We start from the raw sequence: 14,905 nt of genomic DNA, 5'->3' as shown, positions 1-14,905 counted from the left end.
GACGATCCTCACTGCGGACCCCTTGGCGATATACCAGGAAGGGGGCGGTCCATCGTGGCGCGCTCCCCAGGAGAGGAGAGCGACGATGGAAGGTGGAGTGTGTCCGCGTGTGCGGATCGGTGTGCGTGCGGCCCTGCTGGCCGGATCGGCCCTGATTGCACAACCACTCCTGGCCCAGGAAGTTCAGGGCGTCGAAGACATCATCGTTACTGCGCAGAAGCGCGAGCAGAACCTTCAGACGGTTCCGATCTCGATCACGGCGCTGTCGCAGGACGCGATCAAAGCGAACCGCATCCAGGACGTCCGCGATCTTAACGCGATCGCGCCGAACCTTACTGTCCGCCTGTCTGGCGGTGGTGCGCAGATCCCGAACTTCACGCTGCGTGGCATTCTAACCAGCGGCACTGCAGTCGGCACCGACAAGGGCGTCGCGGTTTATCTCGATGGCGTTTACATGCAGGCCGTTACGGGCGGCGTGTTCGACTTCGCCGATATCGAACGGATCGAAGTGCTGAAGGGTCCGCAGGGTACCTTGTTCGGCCGCAACGCAACCGGTGGCGCGATCAGCATCACCACCCGTAATCCCACCGGCGTCTTCAGCGCGCGGCAGGAACTCAGCTACGGCAACCTCGATCAGCTGCGCAGCAAGACTCGCGTCGACCTGCCGCAGATCGGCCCGTTCAGCGCGACCATGACCTACCTCCATTCCGAAAAGCGCGGCGACATTCGCAATTCGGGTGCAGGCACCACCTGGGACTTCGGCCCCGCGAGTGGTGGCAGATTTGGCAAGCGCACCTCGCCCAAATATTTGGGCAGCGACAACGTCGAAGCTTTTCAGGGAACCCTCAAGGCCGATCTGATCGACGATCTCGATCTGATCTACAAATTCGATTATTCTGAGAACAACTTCACCCCGAACGCGATCGGCATCGATTATCTGCCGCCGAACACGCTCGTCAGCGCGCTCTACAATCTGAGCCCGAACCCCAAGACGCCGATTGCCAAGAAGCGCCCGGGGGCGGTCAACAACGCCTACTCCACGCCGTCGCGCCTGGAGGTTCAAGGGCACAACTTTACAGCCAGCTGGCGCGCCAATGACGTGCTCACGTTCAAGAACATCTTTGCTTATCGCAAGACGAGTGTGCAAAACGTGCAGCAACAGCTCGATGGTCTGGGCGGTCTGGTCAACAGCCGGATCCTGCCCGGCGGAACGCCTGCCGGGGCGCTGGCTGCAAGCAGCGGCAATCTCGCTCTCATAGCGCTCAATCCCGCAGCGCCGTTCGTCCTGCTCGGTACCAACACGACGAGCACCGAAAGCCAGTACAGCAACGAGTTCCAGGTCAACGTAGACACTGACTGGTTCCAGGTGACGGCTGGCGTCCTGTATTTCCGTCACAGGATTACGGCGGGTGGCGACAACGACACCTTCAACCAGCTCTTCGCGACGGCGGTGGCTGGCCAGCAGACCCCGCAGGTCGGCACGAATTTCGTCCTTCCTGGCAATCCGGGTTATGTCCGCAATAACGTCCGGACGGTATCTAAGGCGGCCTTCGTGCAGCCGGAATTCCATCTTACGGATCGGCTCGACTTCGTCCTCGGCGCGCGTATCACCAAGGACGTCAAGAATGGCTTCGAAGCACTTCCCGATCAGGCGGTTGCGCGTGCGTCGACCGGCCGGCCGAGCCCGGTGGTGTCGCAGATCCGTTATCGCAGTTCGGAAGCCAGCTATCTGGTGGGCCTCAATTGGCGCCCGACCGACAACGTCCTGGCCTATGTCAAATATGCCGACGGCTATATTTCGGGCGGCAGCCTCGCCACGATCACCTTCAAGCCGGAACGCGCGTTCTCGTATGAAGGCGGCATCAAGACCGATCTGTTCGATCGTCGTTTCCGTTCGAACCTCTCGGTGTTCAAGGTCGATTACAAGGCGATCCAGTACGTCACATCGGGCACGCTGACGGGTGTTCCGTCGTCCTTCGCATTCGCTCAGGCGGTGGTGTCGTCGGGTGATGCCAAGGCGCACGGCTTCGAATGGGAGAATACCATCGTTCCTGTGAATGGCCTGACCTTGGGCGCGAACGTCGGTTACACCGACTTCAAGTTCAAGAGCGGCACGATCTTCCCCGGCTTCGTGATCCAGTCGGGCCAGCCTGGCTATCAGCCGTTCCAGCGGCCGAAGTGGACTGGCACCGTTTCGGCCCAGTATGAAAGCGCACCGATGGTTTCGGGCGGTCATCTCATGATCCGTGCCGACGGCAATTTCCGCAGCAAGATCCTGATGACGTCAGACACGGCCCTCGGCTCGGGACCGACGGCGGTGGAAACGCCGGCTCTGCGCGCTGCCGCGACGACACCGTCGCAGTGGATCGTCAACGGCCGTGTCGGCCTGGTCGGCGTGGAAATCGGCCGCACCAAGGTCGATCTGACCGCCTGGGGCAAGAACATCTTCGACAACCGCAACATCACGCAGTTTATCGGTCTCGATTTCGGCGCTCTCGGCGCGGTGGGTTCGGTGATCTACGAACGCGCGCGGACCTACGGGCTCGACCTGACAGTCGCGCTTTAAAAGGGGGGGGGGTCGCGGCGATATGCCGCGGACTTCGCCTGTAGGGGTGGACGATGCAGATCGTCCGCCCCTTTCTTTGTCTGGGCTTCAGCGTTCGGTGAAGTCGTAAGAGCCCCGGCCGACGTGGATCAACGCCTCCATGTCGACCATGTGGGTCGTCGATGGCGATGCCGGCGGCAGCCCTTCGCCCACCTTGGTTTCGACCCGCGCCGCGCCGGTCAGCGTGCGATGGACCGGGCAGCGATCGGCGATCTCGATCAGCCGCGCGCGCTGTTCGGCGTCCAGTTCGCCCGCAAAGGATACGCGGCGCACGAAGACGTCGGCGGGCGACTTGCCCTCCTCGCGATGATGGCCCACCGCAGTGCGGATATTGCGCACCGGCCAGCCCTTGCGTTCGGCATAGAGGCGCAGCGTCATCGTCGTGCAGGCCGCGAGCGCCGATGCGAGCAACTGATAGGGCGTCGGGCCGGATCCCAGCCCGCCGGCATCGACCGGTTCGTCCACGATGATCTCGGTGCCCGCTGTCGATACCTTCGCCTGGAAACGGCCTTCGCCGGTTTCGCGCGCCACCGCTTCGTTCAGGGCGTCTTGTGGGTTGGTCATGCCTGTTCCTCAATATTCGGGGCGTCGGGGATGCGCAGGTCGAGCCGGTTCACACCATCCCGGGTTCGATAGTCGACGATCTCGGACCAGGCTTGCACCAATGCAAGGCCGGCGCCGCCGCCGCGATCGGGTATGGCAGCTTCTGTCGCAGCTTCGCGCGGATCGAACGGCTCACCCGGATCGATCAGCGAAAGGCGCACCGTCGCATCTTCCCGAGCCAACCCCATCTCGACGATATCGCCGGCGCCCAAGCCGGCATGATCGAACAGGTTGATCACCAGTTCCTCCACCAGAATCGCGACACGCGCCGCGCTTTCGGGGGGCAGGCTATGATCCACGCCAAAGGCGCGCGCCATCGTCACGGCCTGGTGGACCGGATCCGGCCCGTCGAGGCGATGGAGATTGGATTCGCCGTGGCTCATGGGGTAGATATGCCACGAACGGGGCAAAAGGGGATGCCGGCGTGAACAGTCGATCGATCGTGGCGCTCGTCGCCTTAGCAATAGCCGCGCAACCCGGCCTCGCGGCCGAGATCGGCCGGGTCAAGCGCAGCACCGGTATCGCCACGATCGAACGTGGCAAGGCCAAGGTGCCGACCGCGCCCGGAACCCAGCTTCAGACCGGCGACGTCCTCGTCACCGGCAAGGATGGGCAGATCGCGCTGACCTTCATCGACGATACCCGCTTTGCGGTCGGCCCGAACAGCCGTGTCGCGCTCAGCCAGTTCGCTTATGATCGCACGCGCCAGACCGGCAGCTTCCTGACCGACGTCAATCGTGGCTCGGTCGCGGTGGTTTCGGGTCAGATCGCCAAGTCCGGTCGCGACGCGATGAAGGTGCGCACGCCCACCGCCTTGCTCGGGGTTCGCGGCACCCGCTTCATCGTCGAGGCGGGGAAGTGATGCGCGCACTCCTGCCGATCGCGGCAATGGCTCTGCTCGGCGGGTGCGCTACCAACTCGCTGGTGCTGCTGCCCAGCGAGGATGGCGGGCACGGCGCTGTCGCGGTGCTCGATGGCAAGGGTGGCGAGACCGTCGTATCGCAGCCGAACAGCCGCACTCGTCTCGCCGGTCGTCCGACGACGGCCGCCTATCAGGTGAAGCCGGCCGAACAGGCATTGCTCGACGGATTGCCGCCCAAACCCGCGCAGTTCATCCTCTATTTCAAAGAGGGCACGACCGACCTTACCCCTGAATCGCAGCCCAGGCTCGAAGAGTTGCTCGCGGAGGTACGCAGGCGTCCCGGCGTGGAAGCACAGGTGACCGGCTATACCGACACGCTAGGCAGCGACGACGACAATGATCGCCTGTCGCAGCGCCGCGCCGAAGAAGTGCTCGAGGTGCTGGCCGCACAGGGCATCGACACCGGCTTGCTGACCGCGGTCGGCCGCGGTGAACGCTCGCTGCTCGTCAAGACGGGCGACGGCGTCCGTGAACCCGCCAACCGCCGGGTCGAGGTGATCGTCCGCTAAAGATCCTCTCCCGGAGGGAGAGGGGGACCATCCGTAGGATGGTGGAGAGGTATTGGCCGGCAGCGGTGGACATCGCTTGTGGCGACTACCCCTCCACCGGCTCCGCCGGTCCCCCTCCCCCTCCGGGGGAGGATTGAGGCGTCCCCCAGTAGCGCAGCACCATTACTGTCAGGTCGTCGGTCGGCTCGGTCCCGGCCTCGAACGCGCGCACCGCATCGCGCAGCGCCTCGGTCATCTCGCGCGCGCTGGCATCGGCGTGGTTCGCCACCGCCACACGCGCAGGCGCCGCGCCGAACAGCGCACCATCTGCATTCTGCGCCTCGGTGATCCCGTCGGTGATCAGCACCAGCGCCTCCCCCGGCGCCAGCGTCAGCGGCTCGGCAGGGTAGGGGAAGTCGACAAGGCAGAAGGGCGGGCCGCCGTCGAGCCGGTGGTCGTCGACCGACGTGCCGCGCACCAGAAACGGATTCTCATGTCCCGCGCTCAGCAGAACGACATGTCCGGTTGCCAGGTCGATCGTGCCCATCAACATTGTCACACCCATGGCCTCGCCATTGTCACGGGACAATTCTTCGTTGAGCAGGGTCGCCGCCTCGTCGAGCTTTCCGGCTTCGCGCAGCATGATGCTCTTGGTCAGCGCCTTGGACAAAGCCATGAACAGAGCGGCGGGAGTACCCTTGCCGGTCACGTCGGCGACGACGAAGAAGATGCGGTCGGCGTCGAGCCGCGCGACATCGAAGAAGTCGCCGCCCACCGACTTGGCCGGTTCGAGCAGCGCGTCGATGTCGATCCGCGGATCGAGCGTCGCCAGTTCCCCGCGTGGCGGAAGCATGCCGAGCTGGATCGATCGGGCCGCCTGCAACTCGCCTTCGGCGGCCGCCGCGGTGACCCTCTCCTGAACCAACGTCTCGCGCAATCGCTCGCGCTCACGTCGCGCCTCGACGAAGCTGCCAGCAAAGACGCCCAGCGCGGTGCCTCCCGCAACCAGCAGCGGGCGGATCGGATCGATCTGCCACGATGCGAGATTAAAGCTCAGCCAGGCACCCACTACGACGATCGCCGCCCCGCCCAGCGGCACCAGCCATCGCCGCCGCGATACCCGCAGCAGGATCGCGAGCGACAACGACGCGGCCGCACCCCATTCCGCGATCGGTGCCCACCATGGCCGCAGCAGCCAGCCGCCGCGCCGGATCGCATCGATCGCCTGCGCCTGGACGAGCGTGCCATAGGCGGTGGCGCTCATCGGCGTCGTCACCACATCGGCGGTGCCTTCGGCGGCGAGGCCGACAAGCACGATCCGCCCGGTAAATGCGCGGGGATCGAAGCCTTGCTTCAGGATATCCTCGGCCGAATGGATGTTCCTGAGCGGAACCTCACCGAAGCGCAGCGCCATCCGCCCGGCCGGGTCGACGGGCACGACATTCGGCCCGATCGCGACATGATCGGGCGCCATCACGATCTTCTCCTGCCCGGCGCCGACGCGCGCGAGTTCGAGCGCGAGGCCCGGCATCGGCCGCGCTCCGACACGCTGAAGCATCGGGACATGGCGCACGACGCCGTCATCGTCGGGCGGCCCGTTGAGCAGGCCGTGGCCCAGCGCCGCGCCCTCCATAGCCGGAATGTTGATCGTCGCCTCGCGCGAAGTGGGAAGCGCGGGGGGCGGCGTGCCGCTTATTTCCGCATCGACGATCAATGTCGCCGGATCGACCCCGTCCTGGCTCACGCCTGCGCGGCCCAGCACCACGGGCGCGCTGCCGATGATCTGCCCGAACGGCTGATCCATCGGCACCAGCGCCTGCACCTCGGCGGCGCTTGCGGCGCTGAGTTCGGGATAGAGCGCGGCGAAGTTTTCCGGGCTGATCCGGTCCGGCTCGGGAAAGAGCATGTCGAAGCCGATCGCGGCGGGCTTCTGCGCGGCGATCGCCTGGGTCAGCCGCGCGAGATGATAGCGCGGCCATGGCCACGGCCCGAGTTGCTTCAGGCTCTCTCCATCGATCAGGACGACGCGCACGTCGCTGGCGCTCAGGTCGCGGGGGCTGAGGCGCTGCCACGCATCGAACAGCGGGCGGCTCACCCGCTCGCCAACGGCCAGGCTGATCAGCGCCGCCACCAGCGCGGCCCCAATCCCGCACAGCCAGACGCGCCGCGACGCGCCGGTGCGCGACGTGTCAGAGACGGACTTCGAGCCCGTCATAGGCGCAAAGCACCTCGAGCGGATTGTCCTCGCGCGTCAGTTCCTCGTAGCGGATGCTTTCTCGGTGCATGCGCTGCAGGTCTTCGTCGCTGTAGGTCGGTTCGTGGTGGAACAAAGCCAGCCGCTTCGCTGCCGCCTCATGGCACAGATCGATCGCGACGATGTTGCTCGAATGGCCCCAATCCTCCTTCATCGAGACGCTGTCGGCCAACGAGTACATCGTGTCGCACACCACCAGATCGGCATCGCGGAAGAAGAAGGCGACATCGGCCTCGCCATCCATCCTCTCGATCTTGTGCTCGCTGTCGGTGCTGAACACCGCGACCTTCCCGTCGCTGTCGGTGAAGCGATAGCCGTAGCTGACGTGCGAATGGTGCTGCTGCATCAGCTCGACGGTCAGATCCTCGATCGCATAGGGGATGCCGGGTTCGAGCGTGCTGAACTCGATCTTTGCGCGCAGCCAGTCGAACGGGACGGGGAAGCTGATTTCCTCCTGCTGCCGGCGCAGCGCCTGTTCGGCGTCGGGATGGCCCGAATGGATGATGATCCGCGACGCGGGATCGAAGGCCGGCCCGAAGAAGGGAAAACCCATGATGTGGTCCCAGTGCAGGTGGGACAGGAAGAAATGGAAGACGCGCGGATGTCCCTCGGCCATGCGGCGGAAGGCGTCGATCCCGAACTCGCGCAGGCCCGATCCCATGTCGCAGACGATGAAGGCGCTTTCCTCGCCTGCGGGGTCGATCTCGACGCAGGTGGTCGCGCCGCCATAGGTGCCGGATGTCGCAAAATCGAGTTCGGCGTCGATAAACGCCTTGGCGGCCGCATCATCGGCGAAGCTGCGGCCCCCGGCCGTAACCAGCGCGTGGGCCACCTTGTCGCGCACCGTCTTCGCGGTCTGCGCCACCGCCAACGACCCGCGTGTCCCCCAGAATCGCACGAGCATCGCCTGTCCCCCGAAAGCTGCGCTGACGATAGACCTATAGCGCGTCGTCGATGCTGTCCGAAACGGCAAAGATCTTGTCGTAGCGGCTGATCGCCAGGATTTCGCGCATCACGCCATTAGGCGCGGCGAGGGTGATCGTGACACCCGCCCCGTCGGCCTTGCGCTTGGCCAGCGTCAGCGACCGCAGGCCGCGCGACGACATATAATCGAGCCCGGCCATATCGACGATCAGCGCCTTGGACGGCGTGCCGGCGGCCTTGTCGACGCTCGCATCTAGGTAAGCGGAAAAGCCTTGCGCGGTAAACTCGTCGACCCGGCCGACGGGAAGGGCGACGATAGCGCCGCCGCGTTGCTCGTCCTGCCACTGCATCGTCGATTCCTTATCCTCGTCAGCCTGCATGCCCCCGCCAAGGAAGGTGCACATGCACGGCATCCGGCGTCAATCGTCTCGGGTGTCGGGCGCCTCAGGAACGGCGGGGCAGGGGCGCGGGCTTGAAAGCGGCGAACGTGCGCTCGCTCCAGTCGTCGAGCAGCGTACCATAGCCGCTTGGCGGTGCCGTGCGCGCGGACGGTGCCTTGTAGGACGGACCGGTGTGGAGTGTTTGGACTTCCATGATTCGCCTCGATGCTTGTTGACCGAGCCGATACCAATGCCTGTCGTCAGACGCGTGTTAACAATTGCGAACTCGTACGCCGCCGCGTCGCGCAGCGGATTTCAGCCATATTCGGCCGATCATTCGCCGATGATCGGATGCTCGCCTCTCACCTGATCGCACAGATCCTCGATGGCGCCGTTCTGCCGCGCAGATCCCGATGGCGCCACGGCCCAATTGCAGTGGGGATGGGTCGCGACGTCGTACCGGCGCACCGGCCCCAATGCCTGGCGCCAGCTGCGAATGTCGCCGCCATGCGCACGCACGAGCAGCCGGATCAACAGCGTCTGAAGCTGGGTGGCGGTCATGCTCTTCGCGCCATTCTAGGATGTGAACTCAGCATCGCGATTTATCGCAGGACTTCCGATCGGCGCGCGTCCCGCTGCTTCTTCTCCGTTTCGCTCGGCGGGATGGTCCGTATCGTTGCCGCATATTCCGCGAACAGGACCAGCGCCCATATTTCGACGCCGATCCAGTCGCCCTTGACGACGCCGGCGAAGACATCGAGCGACAACAGAACCCACCCCATGACGCGGAGCCACAACATGCTGATCGTGAGGAAATCGGCGCGCGTCGACGCGGTGAACATCATGACGAGCGCGAAAAGGCCCGCGATGATCTGCTGCCCGAGCGACTGCGCCAGCCTGAGCTGATCCAATGCGACGGTAAACCAGAGCAAACGCGACACCGCGAACTGGGTCTGTCGGGTGATCTGGCAAAGCTTGATGATCGGGGGAATGAAGAGGGTCTTCCCGATCCATGCGTCGATATCTGCTAGCGCCATGCGCCGGCTGTGCATCAGGACGCGCCGGATTGGAAGTGACGAGGCCCCGGTTCGTCCCATCGTCGCGAACACGGCCGGCTGATCGATGCCGTCGACATAGACGGCCATGCTCGATTCATCGCCCGACCTTCGGAATGTAGCGATAGCGCCGCGATGAGATTTCGATGGGCTTCAAGGTCGGCCGGATTAAAACGTGAACCCGCGGGCTCTTCGCCCGCTCTCTCAAACCCAGGCGGATTTCGGTGAAATCATGGACTGGGTGGTGCAGCACCCAGTCCATACCGACCCGGTCTCAGGGAAATTTGCCCTGCAAAGTGTCGATTTACAGGGAAAATTTGAGATTTCGGGACTGCGGCCGTCGTGATCCCCAATTTTCCTGAAATTCTTTACGCAGTTAACAGCGAAATTCCCTGTGAAGTCTTGCAGTGAATTGCCGATTCGGTCGTTAAACCGGATATGATCAAAGGGTACAGCGACATCGATAGGACACAGACCCTGTGAAAGCTCAGTTTCTTCGGTTTGCCGAGCGTCTTCGCGAGAGTTATTGGTTCTTACCCAGCGTCATGGCCTTCGCCGCAGTGCTATTGGCTGGCGGCATGATCATGCTGGATTCCTATGAGGGGTCGGCATGGATGGATGGCTTTACCTGGCTTTATGCTTCCCGGCCCGATGGTGCGCGGCAGGTTTTGTCTTCGATCGGCGGATCGATGATCACGGTGGCTGGCACTGTCTTCTCGGTAACGATCGCAGCAGTGGTATACGCATCGGGGCAATACGGACCTCGGCTGCTGAGCAATTTCATGTCTGATCGTGGCAATCAGGTAACGCTTGGGACCTTTATTGCCACCTTCCTCTACTGCCTGCTGGTCCTGCGCACGATCCGCTCGCCGGAAGAAAGCGGCGGCGTCGGCTTCGTCCCCAATATGGCTCTGCTGGTCGGCGTGCTGCTCGCGCTCTGCTCGATCGCCGTGCTCATTTTCTTCATCCATCATGTGCCGAGCAAGATTCATATCAACAGCGTGATCGAGGATGTCGGCGATCGGTTGCTCCACGAAATAGACCATCGCTTCCCGACCTTCATCGGCAGCCCTCGGCCACACCGCGATGATCATTCTGAAAATGCGCGTGTGCCCGCGACCTTCTCTGCGCAGGCCTCGGCAGAGGACGCAGGGCGCCGCATGCTGATCAATGCAAAGGCAACCGGCTACGTCCAGATCGTCGACGACGGGACCCTGATGGAAAGCGCGCGCGCTGCAAATCTGGTGCTGCGACTGCAATATCAACCGGGTGACTTCATTCATAAGGGGCGAACGCTGGTCGAGGCATGGCCGCCGGAACGCTGCGATGAGGAGGTCGGGCGGTCGATTGTGAACGCTTTCACGGTGGGATCGCGGCGTAGCGCCCTTCAGGACTTGCGGTTCCTGATCGATGAGCTGGTGGAGATTGCTGCACGCGCTCTTTCGCCCGGTGTCAATGATCCGTTTACAGCAGTGACATGCATCGATTGGCTATCTGCCGCGCTCTCGGACCTCGCCCCGCGCAAACTGCCTTCGCACTTGCGGGTCGACGAGGACGGAGCGCTGCGGGTCATCGCCCATCCCGTCACCTTCGAAGGCCTCCTAGACAGATCTTTTGGTGCACTCGCGCAATATGCAGCCGCCGACATGGTGGCGGCGCTGCGCTATTTGCGCGGGCTCGGGGAGGTGGCGCTTGATTGCGACGATCCCGCGCGTCTCGCTGCCTTGGACGATTATGCTTTCAAGCTTGAGGAGTTGGCGATCGAAGCGCTCGGGGGCTTCAACCTGGTTCGCGTGCGCGAGCGCGCCGACGAACTTCGCCGCGCATTGCGCGAACCTGATTATAAGCGCCGCCTGCGCGACAGCACCGCCTGGCTCGGCGGCACCTCCTGATCCGGAAGAGTCCCTTGATGAACACTGCATCACCTCCCGCCGCTGCGAGCGTGCATCCGTCCGAAATCTGGGCGACCGTCAACGGCATGATCAATGGGTTTCTGGCGATGTTGCCGTTGCTGGTCGCCGGCACGGCCGTGTTCCTTATTTTCTGGGCGATCGCCTCGGGAGTTCGCCGAACGGTGGAAAGCGTCGCTAAGCGCCGGTCCGAGTTTCCGAGCGCTGCGACGGCCTTCGGACGACTCGCCTATATCGGGTTGATGCTGCTCGGCCTCCTCATCGCAGTGACTGTTGCCTTCCCATCGATGACGCCCGCCAAGCTGTTTTCGGTGCTCGGGATCGGCGGTGTCGCCATTGGGTTTGCCTTCAAAGACATATTCCAGAATCTGCTGGCCGGCATATTGCTGCTGATCCGCCACCCGTTTCGCGCAGGCGACGAAATTACCAGCGGCGGCTTCACCGGAACCGTGGAATCCATTGAAACCCGCGCGACCTATATCCGCACCTATGACGGGCAACGGATCATCGTACCCAACAGTGTCATCTATACCGAGCCGGTCACCGTCATTACCGCCTACGATCTCCTGCGAAGCTCTTATGACGTGGGCATCGGCTATAGCGACGATGTCACCCAAGCGAAGGCGATCGCGCTGGAAGCTGTCAGAAGCGTTGAGGGGGTTCTTGCCGAGCCGGCGCCGGACGTGCTGCTCTGGGATCTGGCCGGCTCATCGAAGAACCTGCGTGTACGCTGGTGGACGAAGCCCAAGCGTGCCGGTGTCGTGGCGATCCGAGATAAGGTGCTTCAGGCTGTCGCGGAGGCGCTGGCTGGTGCCGGCATCGACCTGCCGTTCCCGACCCAGCAGATCCTGTTCCATGACCAGACCGAAGCGAGCGATGGCGACCGCACGCGCCAGCGCGAAGGGTGGCCGGCGGGCGAGAGCCCGCCCGAACCGAGACCCCTTAATCGGGTCGAAATCCTGCGCATGTCCAGGAAAGACGAAGCGGTATGATCGAGACTGTCTCGGTCCTTGTAGGCAAATCTAGCTAAGGCTTTCGGCATCCTCCTCCGTTGCCCGCTCGACCGCCAGCCCAGCGGTCAGGCCGTGGACGAGCGTGGACAGCATGACGGTGATCGCGACGGTCGACCACAGGCCCTCCTCATTGACCAGGTCGACCTGCGCGGCAGCGTAAGCGATATAGAAGATCGAGCCGATGCCGCGCACACCGTAAAAGCTCATCACCCAGCGCTGGCGTGGCGCGAATCCAAGTCCGCATAGGGCGACCCAGGCTGAAAGCGGCCGGATCACGAATATCAGAGCGGCGCCGATTGCCACATGCGGCCAATATGCGCCCGGCCAGAGCGCGGGAAGGGCGAGACCGATCGACACCAGCAGCAGCGCGGTGAGCGTATGCTCGATCGTCTCGGTGAAGCCATGCAGCCTGCGATGAAATTCATGGCGCGCCTCGGACCGGCGGAGCGTGACGCCGGCCACGAAGGTCGCGATGAAGCCATAGCCTTCGGCCAGCTCCGTCAATCCATAGCAGAGCATGACGCCGGCAATGGCCACGACGCCGACCTGGGTACTTGCGAGCGGTGCCGGCCTTGGAACCTCAAACAAAATCTTGCCGAGCACCCAGCCGATGGCAATGCCGCAGGCAAGGCCAACCGCAATGCGGTAGCCGACATCGAGCCAGAGCCAGTGCAGAAAGACATCGCCCGTCAGGGTGCCCGCGGCGCCGACCGCGAGCGCGAGATGGACGAAGGGAAAGGCGAGCCCATCGTTGAGGCCGGCTTCGGCCGTCAAGGTCAGCCGTACGGGATGCTCGCCGCCTTCCTGCGGGGGCCCGATCTGGACGTCGCCCGCGAGCACAGGATCGGTCGGAGCAAGCACGGAGCCGAGCAGCAAGGCGCCCGCCACAGTCATCCCCGCCACGAAATAGCCCAGACCGGCAACAACAGCGATGCAGATGGGCATGGCGACGAGCAGAAGTCGCACGGTCGGATGGCTGCCCCGCCAATCGACCAGCCTGTCGATGCGCAGGCCTGTGCCGAACAGGCCGACGATGAGCGCCAGCTCGGTTGCTTTCTCCCAATAGAGGCCGCGCCGCATCGGATCGATCCAGGCAGAGAGGTCGGGAAGAAAGAAACTGGCGCCGGCGCCGAGCGCGATCAGCAGCGCCGACGCTGCCGGCTCACGACCGGAGACAAAGCGGGGCAACCAGTAAGCCAGGATGACGCCGAGCCCAAGGAGCGCCAGCGCAATATGATATGGGGAAAAACCGTACATCAAGAAAGGGGCAGGACTCCGTCGAGGACTATGCATGTAACGCTTCAGTCATGCTCTCAGGTCAGGGGGGATGTCGGATCGGAGAATTTTGCTTTGAATGCGATCGGCCAAAGCCTTTCGCGACGATTGCGGAACCTAACGCCACCTCAACGGCTCCTTCTCATGGAGGTGTCTCATGGATTGGCATGACTGGATTGAACGTACAGGACTGCCGCTACCTGAATCACCCGACGTCGAGTCATTGGTCGTTGCGATAGTGCTTATTGCCGGCGCGGTTGCGATCGGCTGGTTTGTCGGCCATCGCGCCGGACCGCCGCTTACGGCACGCATCCACAACCTCGGAGGACGGACATCCGCAATCACTGAGAAGGTCGTGACGGCACTCGTCCAATATGCGGTGATTGCTCTCCTGCTCCTTATTGTCGGCAATGCGGTAGTGCTGAACCCGCTAGCGCTGATGACATTGGCTGTCGCGCTTGGTGTTGCGATGTGCTTGTTGGTCTATCGCATCGTCAAGGCATGCGGCCTCGGCAAGACGGCGGCGCTGCTTCTCGCGCTTGCGGCGCTGGTCGCGACCACAGCAGGCACGCTGGGTGGCATGCGGCCGCTGATCAAAGGCCTGGACGGGGTCGGCTTCTCCGTTGGCGCCCATCGCTTCTCGCTGCTCGCGGTTGTCAATGCGATCGTCATTATCGCCGTTCTTTATGTGGTCGCGAAAACGGTGAACCACATCCTCACGCATCTTATCGGCCGCGCGAGCGGCCTCGATATTTCACAGCAGGTGCTGGTACAGAAGCTCGCGGGTATTGGCGTCGTCGTCATCGCCGTGCTGCTCGGCATCGACCTTCTGGGCATCGACCTCACCGCGCTGACCGTATTTTCAGGTGCTGCGGGCCTCGCTATCGGCTTCGGGCTCCAAAAGACCTTCGGTAACCTGATCGCCGGGCTCATCCTGCTGATGGATCGTTCGGTGAAGCCGGGCGACGTAATCGTGGTGGGCGATACGTTTGGCGCGGTCGGCAAGATCGGCGTGCGAGCTGTCTCGGTCGTCACCAGAGACGGCAAGGAGCATCTGATACCGAACGAGCAGTTGATGACCGAAGCGGTCGAAAACTGGTCCTACTCGAGCCGCAATGTGCGTATCCATATTCCGGTAGGCGTGGCCTATGGCTGCGATCTCGCCTTAGCCCAGAAGCTGATGGTCGAGGCCGCGACCGGCGCCACCCGGGTGTTGACCGAGCCAAAGCCGTCGGTCTGGCTGAAGGCGTTTGGCGACAGTTCGATCGATCACGACATTCTTGTCTGGATCGCCGATCCGGAATTGGGCGTGGGCAATGTCCGATCCGACATACTCAATCGCGTCTGGCGGCTGTTCGCTGACAACGCCATCGAGATACCTTTCCCGCAACGCGACATCCACATCAGGAGCATTGCCGATCAGATGTGAACGGCCCCGGGTTGTCGGAGGTTCCATTGACAGGTCACAGCGAATTG

15 protein-coding genes are annotated in these 14,905 nt (G+C 63.4%); 6 read left to right on the top strand and 9 right to left on the bottom strand.

Going from position 1 to position 14,905, the window contains the following annotated elements:
* Positions 1–85: 85 nt before the first annotated feature.
* Entirely contained in the window at positions 86–2,566 is a 2,481-nt protein-coding gene (locus FYJ91_RS12635; protein ID WP_149522635.1) for a TonB-dependent receptor, read from the top strand.
* 87 nt (positions 2,567–2,653) lie between these two features.
* Here FYJ91_RS12635 and FYJ91_RS12630 read toward each other — a convergent pair whose 3' ends face one another.
* Positions 2,654–3,169 (bottom strand): OsmC family protein, encoded by a 516-nt coding sequence (locus tag FYJ91_RS12630; RefSeq protein WP_149522634.1) that lies wholly within the window; start codon positions 3,167–3,169, stop codon positions 2,654–2,656.
* The gene (locus FYJ91_RS12625; protein WP_149522633.1) at positions 3,166–3,591 is read right to left on the bottom strand and encodes an ATP-binding protein; all 426 of its coding nucleotides are present in this window, start codon (positions 3,589–3,591) and stop codon (positions 3,166–3,168) included. Before FYJ91_RS12625 ends, FYJ91_RS12630 begins: the two co-directional genes overlap by 4 nt.
* A gap of 41 nt (positions 3,592–3,632) precedes the next feature.
* On the opposite strand from FYJ91_RS12625, the gene FYJ91_RS12620 reads away from it, so the two are divergent.
* Positions 3,633–4,070 (top strand): FecR family protein, encoded by a 438-nt coding sequence (locus FYJ91_RS12620; RefSeq protein ID WP_246152614.1) that lies wholly within the window; start codon positions 3,633–3,635, stop codon positions 4,068–4,070.
* On the top strand, positions 4,070–4,639 hold the full coding sequence (locus tag FYJ91_RS12615; RefSeq protein ID WP_149523351.1) for an OmpA family protein: 570 nt from the start codon (positions 4,070–4,072) through the stop codon (positions 4,637–4,639). The genes FYJ91_RS12620 and FYJ91_RS12615 overlap by 1 nt, the downstream gene beginning before the upstream one ends.
* Before the next feature lie 85 nt (positions 4,640–4,724).
* Here FYJ91_RS12615 and FYJ91_RS12610 read toward each other — a convergent pair whose 3' ends face one another.
* The 6 genes from FYJ91_RS12610 to FYJ91_RS12590 form a co-directional block, all read right to left on the bottom strand.
* On the bottom strand, positions 4,725–6,833 hold the full coding sequence (locus tag FYJ91_RS12610; RefSeq protein WP_149522632.1) for a CHASE2 domain-containing protein: 2,109 nt from the start codon (positions 6,831–6,833) through the stop codon (positions 4,725–4,727).
* The gene (locus FYJ91_RS12605) at positions 6,808–7,776 is read right to left on the bottom strand and encodes an MBL fold metallo-hydrolase (protein WP_149522631.1); all 969 of its coding nucleotides are present in this window, start codon (positions 7,774–7,776) and stop codon (positions 6,808–6,810) included. The genes FYJ91_RS12610 and FYJ91_RS12605 overlap by 26 nt, the downstream gene beginning before the upstream one ends.
* Before the next feature lie 34 nt (positions 7,777–7,810).
* Positions 7,811–8,200, bottom strand: a complete 390-nt coding sequence (locus tag FYJ91_RS12600; RefSeq protein ID WP_246152613.1) for an STAS domain-containing protein — start codon at positions 8,198–8,200, stop codon at positions 7,811–7,813.
* A gap of 40 nt (positions 8,201–8,240) precedes the next feature.
* Positions 8,241–8,390: a hypothetical protein gene (locus FYJ91_RS20655; RefSeq protein WP_181008486.1), complete on the bottom strand. Its 150-nt coding sequence runs from the start codon at positions 8,388–8,390 to the stop codon at positions 8,241–8,243.
* Between the two features lie 119 nt (positions 8,391–8,509).
* Complete coding sequence (locus tag FYJ91_RS12595; RefSeq protein ID WP_149522630.1) at positions 8,510–8,737, bottom strand: hypothetical protein; 228 nt, start codon at positions 8,735–8,737, stop codon at positions 8,510–8,512.
* Positions 8,738–8,778: 41 nt separating this feature from the next.
* The gene (locus FYJ91_RS12590) at positions 8,779–9,321 is read right to left on the bottom strand and encodes a hypothetical protein (protein ID WP_246152612.1); all 543 of its coding nucleotides are present in this window, start codon (positions 9,319–9,321) and stop codon (positions 8,779–8,781) included.
* A gap of 389 nt (positions 9,322–9,710) precedes the next feature.
* Here FYJ91_RS12590 and FYJ91_RS12585 point away from each other — a divergent pair, with 389 nt between their 5' ends.
* Both FYJ91_RS12585 and FYJ91_RS12580 read left to right on the top strand, forming a co-directional pair.
* Entirely contained in the window at positions 9,711–11,123 is a 1,413-nt protein-coding gene (locus FYJ91_RS12585; RefSeq protein WP_149522629.1) for a DUF2254 domain-containing protein, read from the top strand.
* A gap of 17 nt (positions 11,124–11,140) precedes the next feature.
* Complete coding sequence (locus tag FYJ91_RS12580) at positions 11,141–12,133, top strand: mechanosensitive ion channel family protein (RefSeq protein ID WP_219822596.1); 993 nt, start codon at positions 11,141–11,143, stop codon at positions 12,131–12,133.
* A gap of 30 nt (positions 12,134–12,163) precedes the next feature.
* Here FYJ91_RS12580 and FYJ91_RS12575 read toward each other — a convergent pair whose 3' ends face one another.
* A complete protein-coding gene (locus FYJ91_RS12575) occupies positions 12,164–13,411 on the bottom strand; it encodes a cation:proton antiporter (protein ID WP_149523347.1) in 1,248 nt (415 codons plus the stop codon).
* Between the two features lie 175 nt (positions 13,412–13,586).
* Here FYJ91_RS12575 and FYJ91_RS12570 point away from each other — a divergent pair, with 175 nt between their 5' ends.
* The gene (locus FYJ91_RS12570; protein WP_149522628.1) at positions 13,587–14,858 is read left to right on the top strand and encodes a mechanosensitive ion channel family protein; all 1,272 of its coding nucleotides are present in this window, start codon (positions 13,587–13,589) and stop codon (positions 14,856–14,858) included.
* Positions 14,859–14,905 lie beyond the last annotated feature (47 nt).

It is taken from the genome of Sphingomonas montanisoli, assembly GCF_008274695.1.
Taxonomy (GTDB): domain Bacteria; phylum Pseudomonadota; class Alphaproteobacteria; order Sphingomonadales; family Sphingomonadaceae; genus Rhizorhabdus; species Rhizorhabdus montanisoli.
Note: the sequence above shows the minus strand (reverse complement) of the source record. Positions and strands in the feature narration are given on the sequence as shown.